The 20,481-nt window shown below is 54.3% G+C and carries 17 protein-coding genes; 6 read left to right on the top strand and 11 right to left on the bottom strand.

Annotation, left to right across the window (positions count from 1 at the left end):
* Positions 1-72 precede the first annotated feature (72 nt).
* From Dpoa2040_RS11745 to glnA, 4 genes are all read right to left on the bottom strand, one after another.
* Positions 73-195, bottom strand: a complete 123-nt coding sequence (locus Dpoa2040_RS11745) for a YshB family small membrane protein (protein WP_022635449.1) — start codon at positions 193-195, stop codon at positions 73-75.
* Positions 196-365: 170 nt separating this feature from the next.
* Positions 366-1,778: a nitrogen regulation protein NR(I) gene (gene glnG, locus Dpoa2040_RS11740; RefSeq protein WP_168641356.1), complete on the bottom strand. Its 1,413-nt coding sequence runs from the start codon at positions 1,776-1,778 to the stop codon at positions 366-368.
* Positions 1,779-1,786: 8 nt separating this feature from the next.
* Positions 1,787-2,836, bottom strand: a complete 1,050-nt coding sequence (glnL, locus tag Dpoa2040_RS11735) for a nitrogen regulation protein NR(II) (protein WP_042867534.1) — start codon at positions 2,834-2,836, stop codon at positions 1,787-1,789.
* A 206-nt stretch (positions 2,837-3,042) separates the two neighbouring features.
* Positions 3,043-4,452 carry a glutamate--ammonia ligase gene (glnA, locus tag Dpoa2040_RS11730; protein ID WP_168641355.1) on the bottom strand — a complete coding sequence of 470 codons (1,410 nt, stop codon included), beginning with the start codon at positions 4,450-4,452 and terminating at the stop codon, positions 3,043-3,045.
* A gap of 374 nt (positions 4,453-4,826) precedes the next feature.
* On the opposite strand from glnA, the gene typA reads away from it, so the two are divergent.
* The 4 genes from typA (at position 4,827) to fabY (ending at position 8,918) form a co-directional block, all read left to right on the top strand.
* Entirely contained in the window at positions 4,827-6,650 is a 1,824-nt protein-coding gene (gene typA, locus Dpoa2040_RS11725) for a ribosome-dependent GTPase TypA (protein ID WP_042867539.1), read from the top strand.
* 218 nt (positions 6,651-6,868) lie between these two features.
* A complete protein-coding gene (yihX, locus tag Dpoa2040_RS11720) occupies positions 6,869-7,480 on the top strand; it encodes a glucose-1-phosphatase (RefSeq protein WP_168641354.1) in 612 nt (203 codons plus the stop codon).
* 7 nt (positions 7,481-7,487) lie between these two features.
* Positions 7,488-7,925 carry a D-aminoacyl-tRNA deacylase gene (gene dtd, locus Dpoa2040_RS11715; protein ID WP_168641353.1) on the top strand — a complete coding sequence of 146 codons (438 nt, stop codon included), beginning with the start codon at positions 7,488-7,490 and terminating at the stop codon, positions 7,923-7,925.
* Positions 7,926-7,976: 51 nt separating this feature from the next.
* Positions 7,977-8,918: a fatty acid biosynthesis protein FabY gene (gene fabY / locus Dpoa2040_RS11710; protein ID WP_168641352.1), complete on the top strand. Its 942-nt coding sequence runs from the start codon at positions 7,977-7,979 to the stop codon at positions 8,916-8,918.
* A gap of 65 nt (positions 8,919-8,983) precedes the next feature.
* Here fabY and Dpoa2040_RS11705 read toward each other — a convergent pair whose 3' ends face one another.
* The 7 genes from Dpoa2040_RS11705 to gmk form a co-directional block, all read right to left on the bottom strand.
* Complete coding sequence (locus Dpoa2040_RS11705) at positions 8,984-10,741, bottom strand: AsmA family protein (protein WP_168641351.1); 1,758 nt, start codon at positions 10,739-10,741, stop codon at positions 8,984-8,986.
* Between the two features lie 281 nt (positions 10,742-11,022).
* A complete protein-coding gene (locus Dpoa2040_RS11700) occupies positions 11,023-12,411 on the bottom strand; it encodes an NCS2 family protein (RefSeq protein ID WP_168641350.1) in 1,389 nt (462 codons plus the stop codon).
* Positions 12,412-12,580: 169 nt separating this feature from the next.
* Positions 12,581-14,662 (bottom strand): ATP-dependent DNA helicase RecG, encoded by a 2,082-nt coding sequence (recG, locus tag Dpoa2040_RS11695; protein WP_168641349.1) that lies wholly within the window; start codon positions 14,660-14,662, stop codon positions 12,581-12,583.
* Positions 14,663-15,355 carry a tRNA (guanosine(18)-2'-O)-methyltransferase TrmH gene (gene trmH / locus Dpoa2040_RS11690; protein WP_168641348.1) on the bottom strand — a complete coding sequence of 231 codons (693 nt, stop codon included), beginning with the start codon at positions 15,353-15,355 and terminating at the stop codon, positions 14,663-14,665.
* A 6-nt stretch (positions 15,356-15,361) separates the two neighbouring features.
* Complete coding sequence (spoT, locus tag Dpoa2040_RS11685) at positions 15,362-17,464, bottom strand: bifunctional GTP diphosphokinase/guanosine-3',5'-bis pyrophosphate 3'-pyrophosphohydrolase (protein WP_146410925.1); 2,103 nt, start codon at positions 17,462-17,464, stop codon at positions 15,362-15,364.
* A gap of 24 nt (positions 17,465-17,488) precedes the next feature.
* The gene (gene rpoZ / locus Dpoa2040_RS11680) at positions 17,489-17,764 is read right to left on the bottom strand and encodes a DNA-directed RNA polymerase subunit omega (RefSeq protein ID WP_042867559.1); all 276 of its coding nucleotides are present in this window, start codon (positions 17,762-17,764) and stop codon (positions 17,489-17,491) included.
* A gap of 54 nt (positions 17,765-17,818) precedes the next feature.
* Positions 17,819-18,442 (bottom strand): guanylate kinase, encoded by a 624-nt coding sequence (gene gmk, locus Dpoa2040_RS11675; protein ID WP_042867562.1) that lies wholly within the window; start codon positions 18,440-18,442, stop codon positions 17,819-17,821.
* Between the two features lie 17 nt (positions 18,443-18,459).
* On the opposite strand from gmk, the gene Dpoa2040_RS11670 reads away from it, so the two are divergent.
* Positions 18,460-18,702, top strand: coding sequence for a hypothetical protein (locus Dpoa2040_RS11670; protein WP_168641347.1), 243 nt, complete (start codon positions 18,460-18,462; stop codon positions 18,700-18,702).
* A gap of 31 nt (positions 18,703-18,733) precedes the next feature.
* Entirely contained in the window at positions 18,734-20,419 is a 1,686-nt protein-coding gene (gene ligB, locus Dpoa2040_RS11665) for an NAD-dependent DNA ligase LigB (protein WP_168641346.1), read from the top strand.
* Positions 20,420-20,481 lie beyond the last annotated feature (62 nt).

The raw sequence follows: 20,481 nt of genomic DNA, 5'->3' as shown, positions 1-20,481 counted from the left end.
TTGCTTCGGTGAGACGATGACAAAAGAAAAGAGCCTGTCGTTATGACAGGCTCTTTTCTTGTCAGCATTGGTTTAGCTGAAGAAATTGATCAGCGCTGCGCACAGCACTGCTGCAATCGCAGTTTGCGATGAGTGACCCACCGCACTGCTGATTTCAGCGCCGTGTGTTACGGCAGAAAAAATGGATTCCAGCATGGTTACCCTCTCCAGTCAGCGACACGATCATACTGCTGGTTCGGCGCAAGTAAAGTATAAAATAGTGGCGAAGTTGTGCGGTGTATTGCACTTTTTATCGCCACCTTATCGCTATCATCTACTACCACTGTAATTGATGATCGGTAATGGGATGAAACGGCGGATTGCCGTTACTCCATACCCAACTCCTTAAGTTTACGCGTCAGAGTGTTGCGACCCCATCCGAGTAGCCTTGCCGCTTCCTGCTTATGGCCTTGGGTATGGCGCAATGCTGTTGTCAGCAGTGTGCGTTCCATTTCCGGTTGCGCTTCGGCCAACAGGTTTTGATGACCGGCGCGTAACGCGCGGTCGGCCCATTGCGCCAGCAACGTGGCCCAACTGTCGGGCATCACATGCACAGTGGCATCCGGCGCGGTGGTTTCAAACAGCTCTGGCGGCAAGTCCTGAATCAGCACTTCCTGCCCGGCGGCCATCACCGTCAACCAGCGACACGTATTTTCCAACTGACGTACGTTGCCTGGCCAGGGCAAGCGGGTGAGCGCTGCTTCAGTTTCCGGGTGCAGGTTTTTCGGCTCCACTCCCAGTTCTTTGGCGGTTGCCTGCAGGAAGTAGCGCGCCAGACGTGGAATATCTTCCCGACGTTCGCGCAGCGGCGGTAAATGAACACGAATCACGTTCAGACGATGAAACAGGTCTTCGCGGAATTTGCCTTCCTGAACGCGTAATTCCAGGTTCTGATGTGTGGCGGCGATAATACGTACGTCTACTTTCACTGCGGCGTAACCACCGACACGATAGAACTGACCATCAGCCAGTACGCGCAGCAGGCGGGTTTGCACATCCAGCGGCATGTCGCCGATTTCATCAAGAAACAGCGTCCCGCCATCCGCCTGCTCAAAACGCCCCTGCCGAATTTGGTTCGCGCCGGTAAACGCGCCTTTTTCATGGCCGAACAGTTCTGATTCGATCAAATCCTTAGGGATTGCCGCCATATTCAGCGCGATAAAAGGGGCTTTGGCGCGTGGGCTGTGGCGGTGCAGCGCATGAGCGACCAGTTCTTTACCCGTGCCGGATTCACCGTTGATCAGTACACTGATCGATGAGCGGGAGAGACGACCGATAATGCGGAACACATCCTGCATCGCCGGCGCTTCGCCGATAATATCGGTGGTCGGCCCACTGATGGGCTGACTACGTACCGGTTGCTGCTGTTCCATGTAATGGCTGATGGCGCGTTCAACCAGCGCTACCGCTTCATCAATGTCGAACGGTTTGGGCAGATAATCGAAAGCCCCTTGCTGGTAGGCGCTAACCGCTGCGTCTAAATCAGAATGTGCTGTCATGATGATGACCGGCAGCATCGGGTGGCGCTGTTTAATCTGTTGCAGCAATGCCAGCCCGTCCATACCGGGCATACGGATATCCGACAACAGTACATCCGGCGTTTGGGTGGTCAGTGCGTTTAACGCCTGAGTGCCGTTATCAAAGGTGGCGCAAGTTAATCCCGCCCCGGTAAGCGCACGTTCAAGCACCCAACGGATGGAGCTATCGTCATCGACAATCCAGACTATCCCTCGTTGCATCGTGAACCTCACTGGCGAATAGGCAGATAAACCGAGAATTCGGTATGACCTGGCCAACTGTTAAATTCAATTTTTCCGGAATGCTGATCGATAAGGTTACGGGCAATCGACAAACCCAGCCCGGTACCGCCTTCCCGACCACTAACCATCGGGTAGAACAGCGTGTCCTGGAGATGGGCTGGCACGCCGGGACCGTCGTCTTCAATGTCGATGCGGGCAACCAGACGGTAACGCACGCCATGCAGCGTCAACTGAAATGCAGTACGGGTGCGGATGGTAATCGTGCCGCCTTCTTCTCCCAGCGCCTGCATGGCATTGCGGGTGATATTGAGCAACACCTGTTCAATTTGATCCGGGTCGTGCATCAGTTCCGGCAGGCTGGGGTCGTAGTCTCGTACCAGTGTTACGTTGTCCGCTTTTTCAAGCGATACCAGTTGGAATACCCGTTCGGCCACCTGATGAATGCTTTGTGTGACATGCAGACCGGGCTGCTGTGGGCCGAGCAGGCGATCAACCAGATTACGCAGGCGATCTGCCTGTTCAATAATAACCTTGGTGTATTCCATCAGTGCCGGATCGGGCAAGGCTTTGGACAGTAACTGGGCTGCGCCGCGCAAACCACCAAGTGGGTTCTTGATTTCATGCGCCAGACCGCGCACCAGATCGCGTGCCGCCTGCTGCTGGGAATGTTGAAGTTGTTCTTGACTGAGACGGCGTTGGTTATCCATTGGCGCCATTTCCAGCAGGATAAAATCGTGCTGAATGCGCTGAGCGGTCAGCGACATAATGTGCGCACGGCCATCTACGACAAGCGTCACTTCGTTGTCAGTAAAACCTTGCCCGGAATTGAGGCTTTCACGCATTAAATCGATATTCAGTGAAAAATAACCGAGCAGCTCCGGTAGTGGCGTTCCTGAGAGTTTGCGGGAACTTTGGGCTAAAAGCTGTTGGGCTGCCGGGTTAGAGTAGTGAATAGCCAGATCTTTATCCAGCAGCAAGATACTGTTTATTAAAGAATTGAGGATCTGCCCAGCATCGGGCAGCGTGCCTGTTGCCATAACGCAGACTCCCGCACCATTTTAGTGCACACTATTCTGGATTGTAATTTAAGTAGCAACTGTAAGATATCTTGTGGAGAAAAAAGCCCATCCGAAGATGGGCTGAAAAGTTTCCACGGCAACAAAAATAAACATAAATAAAAAACAGTCATCAGACGGCAGTATGAACATCATTTTCTTTGTCCTGCCGTCCAGATGTGGGGGGGTTACACACTGTAGTACAGTTCGAACTCAACCGGGTGCGGCGTCATGCGAACGCGGTCGTTTTCAACACGGCGCAGTTCGATGTAAGCATCGATAGCGTCGTCGGTGAATACGCCGCCACGGGTCAGGAACTCGCGGTCCGCATTCAGGGCATTCAGCGCTTCTTCCAGAGAACCCGCTACGGTTGGGATCTCTTTCGCTTCTTCCGGCGGCAGATCGTACAGGTTCTTGTCCATGGCATCGCCAGGGTGGATCTTGTTGATGATACCGTCCAGGCCGGCCATCAGCAGTGCAGCGAAGCACAGGTACGGGTTGGCAGCCGGGTCCGGGAAGCGCACTTCGATACGACGTGCTTTCGGGCTGGATACCACCGGAATACGGATGGAGGCAGAGCGGTTACGGGCAGAGTAAGCCAGCATAACCGGTGCTTCGTAACCCGGAACCAGACGTTTGTAAGAGTTAGTGGTCGGGTTGGACAGCGCGTTAATTGCTTTAGCATGTTTGATCACGCCGCCGATGTAGAACAGCGCAGTTTCAGACAGGCCGCCGTATTTGTCACCGGAGAACAGGTTGGCTCCATCTTTAGCCAAAGACATGTGGCAGTGCATACCAGAACCGTTATCGCCGAACATCGGTTTTGGCATAAAGGTTGCGGTTTTTCCGAAGGCGTGCGCTACGTTGTGAACAACGTATTTGTAAATCTGAATTTCATCAGCTTTCTTGGTCATGGTGTTGAAGCGGGTAGCCACTTCATTCTGACCAGCGGTTGCTACTTCGTGGTGATGTGCTTCAACCACCAGGCCCATTTGTTCCATGGTCAGACACATGGCGGAACGCAGATCCTGTGCAGAATCTACCGGCGGAACCGGGAAGTAACCGCCTTTCACAGCCGGACGGTGGCCTTTGTTGCCGTCTTCGTATTTGGTGCTGGAGTTCCAGGCACCTTCGATGTCGTCGATAGCAACGTGAGAACCGGAGATGCTGCTGCCAAAGCGCACGTCGTCGAACAGGAAGAATTCCGGCTCAGGCCCGAACAGCACGGTGTCAGCGATGCCGGAAGCGCGCAGGAAATCTTCGGCGCGTTTGGCAATGGAACGCGGATCGCGGTCATAGCCCTGCATGGTACCCGGTTCCAGAATGTCACAACGGATGATCAGAGTCGGCTCTTCGAAGAACGGGTCCAGAACCGCAGTAGTCGGGTCCGGCATTAACACCATGTCGGATTCGTTGATGCCTTTCCAGCCGCCAATCGAGGAACCATCAAACATTTTGCCGTCTTCGAAGAAGTCAGCATTAACCTGGTGGGCTGGAATGGTGACGTGCTGCTCTTTACCTTTGGTGTCAGTGAAGCGAAGGTCAACAAACTTCACCTCATGTTCATTCAGCATCGTCAAAACGTGTTCTACTGACATACTTGGTTCTCCCGATTGTGTCATTTATCGTCGTGGAACGAATATCGTTGTGGAATGATGTTGTTACCGTACAAAACATATAGCTAAAACTGTGCCAACTTTTAAGAATAGTTCTAATCGGCATTCCTGCTGGTTTTTTGTGTCCTCATGTATTGTACCAAGAGGGTTTTTTGCACCAATTTGGTGCTCTGTTTTGGTGTTGTTGCACTAAATAAGTGCTCTATATTTGCGTGGTGCTGATTTATTGCACCGTGAAAGGGATCACAGAGCGGCTATCTGCAGGTTGTTTGTGGAAGATGATTGTGATCTTGTTCAGTCGCTCGATTAATACGTGTACAATAGCGCGCTATTTCTAAAATGCCTGAGGCAAAGCTGTGATCGAAAATTTGCGTAACATCGCTATTATTGCGCACGTTGACCATGGAAAAACCACCCTGGTTGACAAGCTGCTGCAACAGTCCGGTACGTTGGGTGAGCGTAATGACGCTACCGAACGTGTTATGGACTCCAATGATTTGGAAAAAGAGCGTGGGATAACCATCCTCGCTAAAAACACTGCCATCAACTGGAACGACTACCGCATCAATATCGTCGATACCCCAGGACACGCCGACTTCGGCGGTGAGGTAGAACGTGTGATGTCCATGGTGGACTCTGTACTGCTGCTGGTAGACGCGATGGACGGCCCGATGCCGCAGACGCGTTTCGTGACCCAGAAAGCTTTTGCTCATGGCCTGAAGCCGATTGTTGTCATTAATAAGGTTGACCGCCCCGGCGCGCGTCCTGACTGGGTAGTCGATCAGGTCTTTGATCTGTTTGTGAACCTGGGTGCGACTGACGAACAACTGGATTTCCCGATTGTTTATGCGTCCGCGCTGAACGGCATCGCCGGTCTGGACCATAACGATATGGCGGAAGACATGACCCCGCTGTTTGAAGCCATCGTGAAACACGTTGAAGCGCCGAGTGTTGATCTCAACGGCCCGTTTCAGATGCAGATCTCCCAGTTGGACTACAACAACTACGTTGGCGTTATCGGCATTGGTCGTATCAAACGCGGTGTGGTGAAACCGAACCAGCAGGTCAGCATCATCGACAGCGAAGGTAAAGTACGCAACGGTAAAGTGAGTCAGGTGCTGGGTCACCTTGGTTTGCAGCGTATTGAAAGCGCGCTGGCGGAAGCAGGTGACATTATTGCCATCACCGGTCTGGGTGAACTGAATATTTCCGACACCATTTGTGATACGTCCTGTGTGGAAGCGCTGCCGGCGCTGTCGGTAGATGAACCGACCGTAACCATGTACTTCTGCGTCAACACCTCGCCGTTCTGCGGCAAGGAAGGCAAGTACGTGACATCACGTCAGATTCTGGATCGCCTGCGCAAAGAGTTGGTGCACAACGTGGCGCTGCGTGTGGAAGAAACTGAAGATCCGGATGCATTCCGTGTATCTGGTCGTGGTGAACTGCACCTGTCTGTTCTTATCGAGAACATGCGTCGTGAAGGTTTCGAACTGGCGGTATCCCGCCCGAAAGTTATCTTCCGCACTATCGATGGTCGCCGTCAGGAACCGTTCGAGCAGGTGACTGTGGATATCGAAGAACAGCATCAGGGTTCGGTGATGGAAGCGCTGGGCCTGCGTAAAGGCGAGATGCGCGACATGATTCCGGATGGTAAAGGTCGCGTACGTCTGGATTACGTGATCCCAAGCCGTGGCCTGATCGGTTTCCGTACCGAATTCATGACCATGACCTCCGGTACTGGCCTGCTGTACTCCACTTTCAGTCATTATGATGACATTCGTCCGGGTGAAATTGGTCAGCGTCAGAATGGCGTGCTGATCTCCAACGGTCAGGGTAAAGCGGTTGCTTACGCGCTGTTCAGTTTGCAGGATCGCGGTAAGCTGTTCCTGGGCCACGGTGCTGAAGTGTATGAAGGCCAGATCATCGGTATTCATACTCGTTCCAACGACCTGACCGTTAACTGTCTGACCGGTAAGAAACTGACTAACATGCGTGCTTCTGGTACTGACGAAGCCACCGTGTTGGTACCGCCGGTGAGAATGTCTCTGGAACAGGCGCTTGAGTTCATCGATGACGATGAACTGGTTGAAGTCACGCCGAACTCTATCCGTCTGCGTAAACGTCACCTGACGGAAAATGATCGTCGCCGTGCCAACCGTTCCGCTAAGGACGAGTAATTCACTTTTGAGTGAGACATAAGGCGGATTACGGTATTAACCGAGCTGCCTTGCGATAAGGCCCCAATTTGGGGCCTTTGTTTTTTTCAGACCACCATTTTCGGTTCCTGAACCGACTCTGCACCATTTTTGACCTTGAGATGAGCCTGCTTATCCTCCCTGTTCAGCATGGATTTTTCTCGCTACAGTGAAAACCTACTGGCCTATCTGGAGGACATATGCTGTATATCTTTGATTTAGGTAATGTCGTTATCGATATTGATTTCAATCGTGTACTGGGAGTGTGGAGCAACCTGAGCGGTGCGCCGCTGGCGATCCTGCGTGAGCGTTTTATTATGGGGCACACGTTTGAGCAGCATGAGCGTGGTGAAATCAGCGATGAAGAATTTGCGTCACGGTTGTGCCATGAGCTGGGGATTACGCTCAGTTTTGAACAGTTCTCGACCGGCTGGCAGGCAATTTTCATGGGGATACGCAAAGATGTGATCAATATCATGCATCGTTTGCGGCAGGAAGGGCATCGCGTAGTAATACTCTCCAATACCAACCGCTTGCACTGTCAATTCTGGCCGGATGAATACCCCGAAGTACAGCAAGCCGCAGACCGGCTTTATCTGTCGCAGGAGCTTGGCCTGCGTAAACCAGAGGCGGTGATTTACCACCATGTTTTGCGTGAAGAGGGATTTGATGCCGGTGAAGCGCTCTTTTTTGACGATAATGCCGCCAATGTGGATGCGGCTAATGCATTAGGCATCCGTTCTATTTTGGTCAGTGATCGGCAGGTGGTGCCGGATTTCTTTGCCAGTCAGGTTTTTAAGCAGGAGTCGTAAGATTGTTATGATCGCATTAATTCAGCGGGTATCTGCCGCCAGTGTGAAGGTTGATGGGGCGGTGGTTGGGGAGATTGGCCATGGTCTGTTGGTATTGCTGGGCGTAGAGCAAGGTGATAATCAACAAAAGGCCACCCGTTTGTGTGAAAAGGTGATCGGCTATCGGATTTTCAGTGATGATAACGGCAAGATGAATCTGAATGTTCAGCAAGCCGGGGGCAGTGTGTTGGTGGTGTCGCAGTTTACGCTGGCGGCGGATACGCAAAAGGGGATGCGCCCCAGTTTTTCCCGCGGAGCTGCCCCGGCAGAAGCTGATCGGCTGTATCAGTATTTTGTCGCCCAATGCCGTGAGCATGGGCTAACGACGGAAACTGGCCGTTTTGCCGCGGACATGCAAGTGTCTCTGGTGAATGATGGGCCTGTAACCTTCTGGTTGCAGGTATAGTCTGGTTATGGGTATGGGTTGCAGCATGAGTATGCGTTGAGAGGGACGGTTATGTATTACCTGAGAGTACCGGAAAGCGCTGAAGAGCTGGATGCCTATTACCAGTTCCGTTGGGAAATGTTGCGTAAACCGTTGCATCAACCGCTGGGTTCCGAACGAGATGCCTATGATGCGCTGGCGCACCACCAAACCATTGTCGATGCCCAAGGTAATTTGGTGGCGGTTGGTCGTCTCTCAATCAATGCCGACAATGAAGCGTCGATACGTTTTCTGGCGGTCCATCCTGATGTTCAACGTAAAGGACTTGGCACCCTGATGGCGATGGCGCTGGAGTCGGTGGCGCGTCAGGAAGGGGTAAAGCGGGTAGTGTGTAGCGCCCGCGAAGATGCAATGGCGTTTTTCTCCCGCCTTGGCTTTGTCAATCAGGGTGAAATCACCACACCGATGACCACGCCGTTGCGCCACTTTTTAATGATTAAGCCGGTGGCAACGCTGGATGACATTTTGCATCGCCCAGACTGGTGTGGTCAGCTACAACAGGCATGGTACAACCATATCCCTCTCAGTGAAAAAATGGGTGTACGCATTAGCCAGTATACCGGGCAGAAATTTATTACCACCATGCCGGAGACGGGGAACCAGAATCCGCACCATACGCTGTTTGCCGGTAGCATGTTCTCACTGGCAACCCTGACTGGGTGGGGGCTTATCTGGTTGCTGCTGCGTGAACGGAAACTGGGCGGCACCATTATTCTGGCTGACGCGCATATTCGCTACAGCACACCGGTAACCGGGCGTCCCTGCGCGGTGGCAGATTTAGGGTCGCTGAGCGGCGATCTGGATCGGCTGGCTCGTGGCCGTAAAGCACGGGTTCAGTTACAGGTAGAACTGTTTGGCAATGATAAAAAAGGTGCCGTGTTTGAAGGTGTCTACATTGTGCTGCCGCCAGATCAGAATGAATCGCTGGAGCAGGGGGGATCGGCCATTCGCTGATTTTAAAGTCGGATATAGAAACAGCCACCATGATGGTGGCTGTTTGTTTTATAGCGTTTCAGTGTTCAAGGCTGGGGGGATGCTGGTGAAGCTGACGATACCGCAGGTTCTGCCGGTGTGGTGACCGCAGCGGGCGCACTGTCTGCCACAGTTCCCTGATGCATGGTCTGGCTGATGGTGTGCCCGGCGCTGTCTATACCTTGCAGCGAACCGCTGAGTGTTGGTTTAAGCGGGCTTGCCGCTTCCAGCCGACCGTTCAGATGCAACTGCAAGTTGGTATTGCCGGTGGGGGCGGTGGCTGGTGTTGGCCAACCCCATCCGGTCAGCACATCAAACGCCACGGCTTTGCCGGTCAGATCCAGCGTAAAATTTCGCGTGGGCTGCTGTGCAATCACTGCCTTGGCTTCCAGTAAACCACTTTGGGTAAATGCGCTCAAATCTGTCAGCGTGATTTGGTTGTCGTTAGCGTTTAACGCCAGTGAGGGACGACGAACATCGACCTTGTTGAAGGTGGCGTCACTGGCATTCAGGTTTAGAGCACCTTGCCATACGCCCCACTGATGGTTACGTGCCAGCAGCAGATTATTGCCGAAGCCGTCCAGGGCGGTGAGCTGGAACGGGAACGCGGGGTTAATATCAATCAGCAGGTTGTGATTGGCGCTGAATTTTCTCAGCTCTACTTCCGCCAGCCAGTCGGGCAGCGTTTGCTGCCAGCGTTGACGCCAGTCCGTCGGCAGCGTGTATTCCATGCCGGCTACCACCAGTTCATCCAGCGTCAGTCGCTGGTTGCTGCGTTGCCAGTTGCCGTTGGTGCGCAGTAAACCTCCTTCCCAACGGGTGGAGAACTGTTTGATGTTTACACCCTGTTTTGACAAAACCAGGCTGACAATCGGGTCAACCAGATGCATGTTGCCGTTGACGATATCGGTAGCATTGAATGACAGCGAGCCGTCGTCGCTCTGCCAGTCATTCTGCCGGAAAGTCACGTTTTGCAGGGTGACGTCCAAATCGGTAAACGCCCAGTTTTGCCCTTCGATACGGGCATCGATCAGGTCGAAGCGATTGACGGTTACCGCAGGCAGACGAGTTATCGGTTGCCAGAAATCCGCCATTGATTGTCGGGTTTGCAACCGGACATTACTCAGCCGCAGGTTATTGACAAGCCAACTGCCGTCCGCCGCACGGGAAGCGTTACCGGTCAATTCGCCCCGCGCCACATCGGCGCCGAGGTTTTCCAGCGTCAATTGCTGACCATTAAACTGCCCTTGCACCAATACTTTGCTGGCAGGCAGGTCATTGAGGAGCAGGGAGTTCGCACTGAGCTGGAAAGCGGCCTTTTTACCCAGCAGAGAGCCGGGTTCTGGCTGCCACGGAGTAATACCGCCGGTTACCTGCTCACCTTTCAATCGCCAGTCGCCATCCTGCGCATGTAAAGCCATGGCTTTCAGTTGCAGAACATCCGCTTCAATCGGCAGTGTAAAATCGGTCTGACCCAAATTGAGCGTACCGCCTTCCAGCATCAGGCTGGAAAAATGGCGCGGCTCGGTAATCTGACGCACGCTGAATCCCACAGCTATGCGTTGCGCGACCAGTGTGACAGGTTGGTTTTTATGGCCGAAATTAACGTCCAGCAATTGAATACTGCCGGGGGAAGACCAGTCATGCGCCATCTTTCTGAATGACACCTGGTATTCGGTACGTTGATTGACCCACTGACTGATATGCCTGGCACCCCATTCAGTTTGGGCCAGTACGTACAGCACCACCACAGCCAGTAGCGCCAGTAACAGCATCGTGAGAAGAAGTTTCCCGATAAGTTTCATTGCTTAAGTCCGCGCCAGTCGCAAAGGATGATGGTGTTATGCCGTAATTATCCAGTCGTCTCAACAAGTAACTTATTACAGACAATAAATAAGGGCCGATATTATACCCGTCATACTTCAAGTTACAGGTGCGTTGGCTGCGCTCAGTCACCCGAATCACTTACCTGAGTAAGCTCATCGGGATTCCTTCCCTTGCCGCCTGCCTGAAACTCGAATTATTTAGGGTATACCGCCATCGGCCCTTATTATCACGTAAGACGAAAAATTTCTGGAAGCGCGGCTTACGCTTTTTCGTGAGGAAAGACCAGATTCAACACAATCGCTGTGATACCGCCCGCAGCAATGCCTGATGACAGCAGCGTTTTCAGCCATTCCGGCGCGAACTGCAAAATCAGCGGCTGCTGGGAGACACCCAGACCAACGGCCAGCGACAGCGCGATGATCATAATAGCGCGACGATTAAGCGGCTCGCGGGAGACAATTCGTACTCCAGATGCGGCGATAGTGCCGAACATGACGATGGTTGCGCCGCCCAGAACCGGCTCTGGAATATGCTGCACAAAACCGCTCACCGCAGGGAACAGACCCAGTACTATCAGCATCAACGCTACTACGAAACCGACATAGCGACTGGCAACCCCGGTCAGTTGAATCACGCCATTGTTCTGCCCAAAACAGGAGTTGGGGAAGGTATTGAACACGGCAGACAGGCAAGAATTCAGGCCGTTCGCCAGTACGCCGCCCTTCAGGCGCTTCATGTAGAGCGGGCCGCTGACCGGCTGCTCGGAGACGTCGGAAGTGGCGGTGATATCACCGATGGTTTCCAGCGAGGTCACCATGAATACCAGCATCAGCGGGATCAGAAGATTCCAGTCAAAGCCAAGGCCATAGTACAACGGGGTGGGGACGTTAATCAGCGAGTGGTTTGATGTGCCGGTGCTTTCCGGCAGCATACCCATTAGCCCGGCAGCCAGATAACCGACAGCCATAGCGATCACCAGCGACGCCACACGCAGGTAAGGGTTACGTTGACGGTTCAGGATGATGATCACCGCCAGCACGATGGCTGCCAGCAGCAGGTTCTTCGGTGCGCCGAACGTGTGGTTACTCATGGCGGCAAAACCGCCGCCGATTGAGGTCAGGCCAACCTGAATCAGCGACAGGCCGATGATCATAACGACGATGCCGGAAACCAGCGGCGTGATGATGCGACGCGCCAGGTGTAAAACGCGCGACAACAGGATTTCAGTGCAGGAGGCAACCATCAGCGTGCCGAATAGCGCTGCCATCATCGTCGGCACATCGGCACCGCCGTTTTTCAGCGCCATACCGCCCATGATTAACGGGGTGACGAAGTTGAAGCTGGTGCCCTGAATGGACAACAAGCCGGAGCCAACCGGTCCCCAGGTTTTGATTTGCAGAATAGATGCCAGGCCGGAAGCGAACAGCGACATGCTGATGATGTGCTGGGTATCCTGCGCTGGCAGGCCCAACGCCTGACAAATCAGCAATGCCGGGGTAATCACCGCGACGAACATGGCCAGCAGATGCTGGCAGGCGGCAAACAGGGTTTGCGGTAAAGGAGGCCGGTCCTCCAGACGGTAAATCAGTTCGCTGTGCGCTGGGGTGGCGGCATCGGCCTGAGGTAGCTCGGTGGTGGAAAGACTCATGATAGTGGGGCGCTCCTGAACGGCAAAAAGCGCATTTTAATCATCTGCACTGTAAAAGCAATCGATTGCGGGATGGGATTTACTTATCGCGGAACATAATGGCTTGTTAACCATCAGATATAAGGCGAACTTGAAACAAAGTGGGGGAAATAGAGCGCTGGAGTTATTCTCAGGCGTTGGTATAACGGGTGCGCTCTGGTAACCAGCGTTCAATCAACGCTCTGGCATGTTCCGGGTAGTGTTCATGGATATGCCGCGACACCCGCTGAACCTGTGGAATCAACGCCTGATCGCGCAGTAAATCCGCCACCTTGAAGGCGGCGTTACCGGTCTGACGGGTGCCCAGCAATTCACCCGGTCCCCGAATTTCCAGATCGCGTTGGGCGATCACGAAGCCGTCGTTGCTGTCGCGTAGAACCTGTAGCCGCATCTGGGCCGTTTTACTCAGTGGCGATTTGTACAACAGTACACAGTGGGAGGCGACTGCGCCGCGCCCTACGCGACCACGTAACTGATGCAACTGCGCCAGCCCCAGTCGTTCCGGATTTTCGATGATCATCAGGCTGGCGTTCGGCACATCCACCCCAACTTCAATTACCGTGGTGGCGACCAGCAAGTGGAGTTGATTGGCTTTGAATGCTGCCATGACGGCCTGCTTTTCCTGAGCTTTCATCCGGCCATGCACCAGACCGACAGCGAGGTCGGGCAACGCGGCTTTCAGTTCCTGACAGGTGGCTTCGGCTGCCTGCGCTTCCAGCAATTCGGATTCTTCGATCAAGGTACAGACCCAGTACGCCTGCCGCCCTTCCTGCAGACAGGCGTTGCGCACCCGCTGGATAATGTCATCGCGTCGGGTATCTGGAATAGCGACAGTAGTAACCGGCGTGCGACCTGGCGGTAGTTCATCAATCACCGAGGTGTCCAGATCGGCATAGGCGGTCATCGCCAGCGTCCGGGGGATCGGCGTGGCAGTCATGATTAACTGATGAGGATGGAAGCCCTGCTCCTCGCCTTTTTCCCACAACGCCAACCGCTGATGCACGCCAAAGCGATGTTGTTCGTCGATGATCACCAGCGCCAGACCGTTGAACTGCACCTGTTGCTGAAAAATAGCATGGGTGCCGACCACCATAGATACCTGTCCACTGGCGATAGCGTCCTGCTGGGCCTGTCGCGCCTTGCCTTTTTGCTTGCCTGCCAGCCAGCCAACCTCAATACCCAGCGGTTCAAACCAGCGACGGAAGTTGGCGGCGTGTTGCTCAGCCAGAAGTTCGGTCGGCGCCATCAGCGCCACCTGTTTGCCGTGAGCGATGGCTCGCAGCGCTGCCAGCGCGGCTACCAGTGTTTTACCAGAGCCTACGTCGCCCTGTACCAGACGCATCATCGGAAACGGTTTGTTCATATCCTGTTCGATTTCCGCCACCACACGCTGTTGCGCACCGGTGGGGCTGAACGGCAGGACGGCCAGCAGTTGTTGTTTCAGGTCGTCTTTGGTATCAAGCGCCAGCGCCAGGTGGCGTTGTGCACCCGCGCGCACCGCCAGCATACTCAGGTGGTGCGCCAGCAGTTCTTCTATTACCAGACGCTGCTGTGCCGGATGTTTCCCTTGTTCCAGCTCCGCCAGTTTCACATCCGGCGGTGGGCGGTGCAGGGTCCGTAATGCATCCGGCAGGCTTGTCAACCCGTGGCGCATCTCCTGGGGCAGCAGTTCGTCAATCGGGTGGGTATCTAGCAGTTTCAGCGCCTGATCGGTCAGTTTGCGCAGCGTAGCCTGCCGTATACCTTCGGTAGTGGGGTAGACCGGCGTCAGGGTTTCCTGCAATTCGACCTCGCTGCTTTCTCCCTGAACCCGGTATTCCGGATGGATCATTTCGCCGCCCAGCTTGCCGCGCCGTATTTCCCCATAAGCCAGCACACGCTGGCCCGGCGACAGGCTGTTTTTCATGGCAGCGTTAAAATTAAAGAAGCGTAGCGTCAGCATACCGGTGCCGTCGCTGATCTGGCAGGTTAACATCCGGCGGCGACCAAACGTGATGTCGCTGCGCAGCACTTCACCTTCGACGGTAACGTACATGCCTGGTAGTACATCGTTAATCGGGTAAAGGTGGGTGCGGTCTTCATAGCGCAATGGCAGGTGCAGCAGCAGATCCTGCACGGTTTCCAGACCGAGACGGGCCAGCTTTTCCGCCTGGCTGGCCCCGACGCCGGCAAGAGTGCTCAACGGCTGGGTATGCAGCAGGCGGCTATTCACTTATTGCTCCGTGGATTGCATCGCCGCCCACCAGGGCGCATCGGCAATCACCTGACCGGTCTGGTCAATATGTGGGCGCGCTAACCCTTTTCGTTTGGCGACGCGGGCCAATACCGGGTAACCCCCTTCAAACAGCAGGCGCTGCTGTTCCTCCTCATCCAGAGGGCTGCATTCGCGCTGGTACATACCGGCCAGTTGGCGCTGGCGTTGCGCTTCGTACAGAATCAATGCGGAAGCCACCGAGACATTCAGTGACTGCACCATACCGATCATCGGAATGATGATGTCTTGATCAGCAAGCGCCAGTGCATCGCCGGAAATGCCGGTTTTTTCCTGTCCAAGCAGGATGCAGGTAGGGCGGGTGTAATCTACATCACGGAAGTCAACCGCGTTGGCAGACAGATTAGTCGCCAGAATTTGCATCCCCTGCATTTTCAGCGTGCTGACTGCATCCTGAATGGTGCGGTGGGTTTTGACCTGTACCCAACTGTTGCTGCCTGCGGCGGTAGACACCAGGGTTTTCATGCGGTTGGTGGGCCACACGGCATGAACCTGATGTACACCAACCGCATCAGCTGTACGGATAACGGCGGAGACGTTGTGAGGCTTATGCACCTGCTCCATGCACACCGTCAGATCAGGCTGACGGTTGTTGAGCATCTCGCGGATACGTGTGTAACGTTCTGGGGTCATAACAGGCTAATTTCGGTTACGGTTCACTTTAATCACGTCCGGCATTACGCGGATCTTGCGCATAATATTCGCAAGATGGATACGGTCGCGTGTGGTGAGGCGAATAAAGGCGCTGTACACCCGGCCATCCCGTTCTTCGGTGTTGATACTCTGAATATTGGAGTTTGATGAGCTGATAGCCGCCGTCAGGTTGGCCAATGCCCCTTGATGGTTGAACATATCGACCTTGATCTCCGTCATGAACTCCTGCTCGGTCACTTCATCCCACTCTACCGCCATGAATTTTTCCGGTTCTTTTTGGTAGCCACGGATATTGCGGCAGGACTCATGATGAATCACCAGCCCTTTGCCGGGGCTGACATGCGCGATGATTGGGTCGCCGGGGATCGGGCGACAGCATTTGGCGAAGGTGATTAAGACACCGTCAGCGCCCTTGATAGGCAATTTGCGGATGCCGTCAGCACCGGTTTCGGCGTGTTCTTCCAGCAGGTTGCGCGCCACCACCACGCTCATGGCGTTGCCCAGACCAATTTCAGCCAGCAGGTCATCCAGTGAGGCGAGCTTCATACGATCCAGCTCTCGCTGAATATTCGGTTCCGGAATGTCAGACAGTTTACGGCCACTTCCCAATGCGTGGTTAATCAGACGACGCCCCAGGCTGACGGAATCGTCACGCTTGAGGTTTTTCAGCATCTGGCGAATTTTGGCGCGCGCTTTAGAGCTGACCACGAAGTTGAGCCAGGCGGCGTTAGGTCTGGCACCCGGTGCGGTAATAATTTCGATGGTTTGTCCGCTGGACAGCGCCTGAGACAGCGGGTACGGCTGGCGGTCAACGCGGGCGCCGACACAGGCGTGACCGATATCGGTATGCACCGCATAAGCAAAGTCCACCGGCGTTGCTCCGGCAGGCAGTTCGACGATGCGGCCTTCTGGCGTGAATACGTAAATTTCGTCTGGAAACAGATCGGATTTGACGCTTTCGATGAATTCGAACGAGCTACCGGCGCTTTGCTGTAGTTCCAGCAGGCTTTGCATCCAGCGTTGGGCGCGTACCTGCGCCGTGGTGGTACTGCTTTCGCCCTCTTTGTAAGCCCAGTGCGCAGCCACCCCCATTTCTGCCATCTGGTCCATGTCCTCAGTACGGATTTGGACTTCAACCGGCACACCGTGCGGGCCGATAAGGGACGTATGGAGCGACTGATAGCCGTTAGCCTTGGGAATGGCAATATAATCTTTCATACGGCCAGGGCGCGGTTTGTACAGGCTGTGTACCTGCCCCAGCACGCGATAACAGGTATCCACTTCCCGGACAATCACCCGAAAGGCATAGATATCCATAATCGAGTGGAAACGCTGTTCTTTCAGATGCATCTTGCAATAAATGGAGTACAGATGCTTTTCGCGGCCACTAACGCGACAGCTGATGCCGGCTTCTTTCAGGCGCCCTTCAATCTCGGAGAGGATTTTTTGAATCATCTCTTTGCGGTTGCCACGGGCGGCCTTCACGACCTCTTTAATGACCCGGTAGCGGTTGGGATAAAGCGCTTCAAACCCCAGCTCTTCCAGTTCAGTTTTCAGGTGATGAATACCGAGACGGTGAGCAAGCGGGCTATAGATTTCCAGCGTTTCTCTGGCGATACGCCGGCGCTTGTCCGGGCGTAATGAACCCAGCGTACGCATGTTGTGGGTGCGGTCAGCCAGTTTGATCAAAATGACGCGGATATCCTGCACCATCGCCATGATCATTTTGCGGAAGTTTTCTGCCTGGGCCTCTTTCTTATCGCGGAATTTCAGCTTATCCAGCTTGGAAACGCCTTCCACCAGTTCAGCCACGCTCTTGCCGAACAGCTGTTCTATATCCTGATAGGTGGTGGGTGTATCTTCGATGACATCATGCAGCAAGGCGGCCATCAACGTTTCGTAGTCGAGACGCATTTCAGCCAGAATGCCGGCCACCGCAACAGGATGGGTGATATAAGGCTCACCGCTGGAGCGAGTCTGGCCCTCGTGAGCATCACGTGCAACGAGATAAGCCTGCTTGAGGCGCGCTATCTGGTCTTCCGGCAGATAACGCTGAATCAGCAGATTGAGGCTTTCAAACAGATACAAGGGCGACTCTCGACCAGATGCGAATTAACGACGACCTTCAGCGATAGCAGTAACTGCTTGAATTTCTGCTGCTTCCTGCTCCTGCTGTTCCTGGCGGTCACGAGTATCCAGAATCTGATTGTTGATCAAACCCTCTTCGATTTCGCGCAGGGCGATAACGGTGTATTTGTCGTTTTCTTCCGGAACCAGCGGCTCTTTGCCACCCACCTGGATCTGACGGGCGCGACGAGCTGCGACCAACACCAGGTCAAAACGGTTACCAATTTTTTCTACAGCGTCCTGAACAGTTACGCGTGCCATAGTGTGTACTCCAGTGGGGAAATAAAATGACTGGGCATCATACTGAAAGTGCCGTCAGTCTGCCAATAGTTTGGTGATTAAAGCGTCATGTCGAACTTTCTGACGACTCAAGCGCAGACGTTCGGCGCGAATAATGGTTTTCAGATCCAACAATGCCAGATCGAAATCATCATTCACAATCAGATAATCGTATTCGGCGTAATGGCTCATTTCCGCCACCGCCTGTTTCATCCGGCGGGCGATAACCTCTTCACTGTCCTGGCCGCGCCCGCGCAAGCGCCGTTCCAGTTCTTCCTGAGATGGCGGCAATATAAAGATACTGCGCGCTTGCGGCATACGTTCACGAATCTGGCGGGCGCCCTGCCAGTCGATGTCCAGAAAAACATCAACGCCGGTGGAGAGTACTTGTTCGATAGCCGCACGGGACGTACCGTAATAATTGCCGAAAACTTCGGCATATTCCAAAAAATCGCCCTCTTCGATCATTTGCTTGAATTCATCTACCGGTACGAAGAAGTAGTGTTCGCCGTGTACTTCTCCGGGGCGCATGGCGCGGGTCGTGTGTGAAATGGAAACCTGGGTGTCATACAGCGGCTGCGTTTTCAGCAAGGCCTGAATTAAACTGGATTTTCCTGCACCGCTGGGGGCGGAAACAATGTACAACGTACCTTGAGCCATAGTGAATTCTGTGTCTGATGAAAAAGATAGGAGAGTGCGGCCAGTCGCGCATTTTCCCGTATTATACACGCCGTTGTGTGGGTCGTCGCGTGATGAAATACAGCCTGACGCTCTGCCTGTTATCTGTCATCCCGTTTCTTTCTGCTTTGCGAAGCGCTTTCCTGCTTTTATCTCGGTTGCTGCAACCGGCGCGATGCTGTGCGGCGCGTATCGTATTCCCTGATGTTCGTGCTCGTATTTCCTTCTTGTCTGCGCATTAATGCCTGGGTTTTCGCTCAGGGAGGAAAGACGATGCAATATCGATATGCGCTGGCTGCTGTGGGGTTGCTTATGGCGAGCGGACTGACCGAAGCGGCGTCTTGTCCGGCATGGTCATCAGCACGGGCTGAACAGGAGATAACCCAACTGGGGAAGCAACTTACGCAGTGGGACAACGCGTATTATGAACAGGGCCAGAGTCCGGTGGATGATCAGGTTTACGATCAGTTGCGTCAAACGCTGGCGACCTGGCAAGTCTGTTTTCAGGTGGATGGCGGGCGTTTTGCGCTCAGCTTGCCGTCAACCGGCAAACAACCGCATCCAGTGGCGCATACCGGCTTGAAAAAATTGTCGGAACCAACCGAACTGAAACAGTGGATTGCACAACATCATGATCTGTGGATACAACCCAAGATAGATGGGGTGGCGGTGACGCTGGTGTACGAACAGGGAAAACTGGTGAGAGCAATCAGTCGTGGCAATGGGCGTCAGGGCGAGGACTGGACCGACAAAGTACGTCAGATAAATGCGGTGCCAAAGCAATTCTCCGGTATGTCTGGCCGACTGGTTCTTCAGGGGGAGTTGTATCTACCTGTGGAGGGGCACCGTCAGCAGCAGTCCGGCGGTATCAACGCGAGATCTCAGGTGGCGGGTGAAATGCGGCGGAAACAGCCGTCGCCGCTGCTGCCGCGCATTGGCATATTTATCTGGGCCTGGCCGGATGGTCCTGTGGACATGCCGACGAGGCTTGCAGCATTACGGGAACTGGGGTTTGGGCTGACCGCCGATTACACGCAGCCTGTTTCCTCGCTGGAAGCGGCGACGCAGTGGCGTGAGCGCTGGTATCGTGCGCCGTTGCCGTTCGTGACTGATGGCGTGGTCGTGCGTCAGGCGCGTGAGCCTGCCGGGCGTTACTGGCATGATACGCCAGCGGAGTGGGCTATCGCCTGGAAATATCCGCTGGTGAACCGGGTAACGGAGGTCACCGGTGTTGATGTTGAGATTGGACGCACAGGCAGAATGACTGTGCTGCTGCAACTGCAACCAGTCATGCTGGATGATAAAACCGTCAGCAGGGTCAATCTTGGTTCGGTATCACGTTGGCGGCAATGGGATGTGCTGCCGGGGGATAGGGTCAGCGTCAGTCTGGCGGGGCTGGGTATTCCCCGGTTAGATGCTGTGGTGTGGCGTGGTGCTGTACGTGAAGCGATAACCGTACCGGACATGTCACATTTTGATGTTTTCAGTTGCTTGCGATGGAGCCGGGAGTGCCAGCCACAGTTTTTGGCCCGACTGGTATGGATGAGTGGGCGCAATGGCTTATCACTTAATGGCATCAATGAAGCCACCTGGCAGCGCCTGATCCAGCGTGGTGCGGTGGTTGACGTGGTGTCATGGCTGGCGCTTGAGCCAGCTCAACTGGCGACGGCTGGTGATTTCGGTGAACGACAGGTGGAGCGGATTTATCGCCAGTTTCAGCAGGCGCGCCGCCAGCCATTGCGACACTGGTTGCTGGCGTTAGGGTTGCCGGTGCCATCCAGCGCTCGACACGTGCTGGATGGCGTATCGCTTGAACAATTACAGCAGCGCTCAGTTGCACAATGGCAGCAGTTTTCCGGTATTGGCGTCCGACGAGCGCAGCGTATTCGGGACTTTCTGCACCATCCTGAGATTGTTCGGCAACTGACATGGCTCAACGAACAAGGGGTGAAATCATGACAGGTATACGTCAGAATTTATCAGGCCATAGCTGAGGTGGTCAGGGAGAGCTGATGGGCTAT

It is taken from the genome of Dickeya sp. CFBP 2040 (genome assembly GCF_012273755.1).
Classification (GTDB): domain Bacteria; phylum Pseudomonadota; class Gammaproteobacteria; order Enterobacterales; family Enterobacteriaceae; genus Dickeya; species Dickeya poaceiphila.
The sequence above is the reverse complement of the archived record's forward strand: the minus strand, read 5'-3'. Positions and strand labels throughout refer to the sequence as shown.

Excerpts from the sequence above, each read along its gene's own strand:
- dtd (WP_168641353.1), top strand. The coding sequence starts at position 7,488 with ATGATCGCATTAATTCAGCGGGTATCTGCCGCCAGTGTGAAGGTTGAT.
- fabY (WP_168641352.1), top strand. The coding sequence starts at position 7,977 with ATGTATTACCTGAGAGTACCGGAAAGCGCTGAAGAGCTGGATGCCTAT.
- Dpoa2040_RS11670 (WP_168641347.1), top strand. The coding sequence starts at position 18,460 with ATGAAAAAGATAGGAGAGTGCGGCCAGTCGCGCATTTTCCCGTATTAT.
- yihX (WP_168641354.1), top strand. The coding sequence starts at position 6,869 with ATGCTGTATATCTTTGATTTAGGTAATGTCGTTATCGATATTGATTTC.
- Dpoa2040_RS11705 (WP_168641351.1), bottom strand. The coding sequence starts at position 10,741 with ATGAAACTTATCGGGAAACTTCTTCTCACGATGCTGTTACTGGCGCTA.
- ligB (WP_168641346.1), top strand. The coding sequence starts at position 18,734 with ATGCAATATCGATATGCGCTGGCTGCTGTGGGGTTGCTTATGGCGAGC.
- Dpoa2040_RS11700 (WP_168641350.1), bottom strand. The coding sequence starts at position 12,411 with ATGAGTCTTTCCACCACCGAGCTACCTCAGGCCGATGCCGCCACCCCA.
- rpoZ (WP_042867559.1), bottom strand. The coding sequence starts at position 17,764 with ATGGCACGCGTAACTGTTCAGGACGCTGTAGAAAAAATTGGTAACCGT.
- gmk (WP_042867562.1), bottom strand. The coding sequence starts at position 18,442 with ATGGCTCAAGGTACGTTGTACATTGTTTCCGCCCCCAGCGGTGCAGGA.
- trmH (WP_168641348.1), bottom strand. The coding sequence starts at position 15,355 with ATGACCCCAGAACGTTACACACGTATCCGCGAGATGCTCAACAACCGT.
- Dpoa2040_RS11745 (WP_022635449.1), bottom strand. The coding sequence starts at position 195 with ATGCTGGAATCCATTTTTTCTGCCGTAACACACGGCGCTGAAATCAGC.
- glnA (WP_168641355.1), bottom strand. The coding sequence starts at position 4,452 with ATGTCAGTAGAACACGTTTTGACGATGCTGAATGAACATGAGGTGAAG.
- glnG (WP_168641356.1), bottom strand. The coding sequence starts at position 1,778 with ATGCAACGAGGGATAGTCTGGATTGTCGATGACGATAGCTCCATCCGT.
- glnL (WP_042867534.1), bottom strand. The coding sequence starts at position 2,836 with ATGGCAACAGGCACGCTGCCCGATGCTGGGCAGATCCTCAATTCTTTA.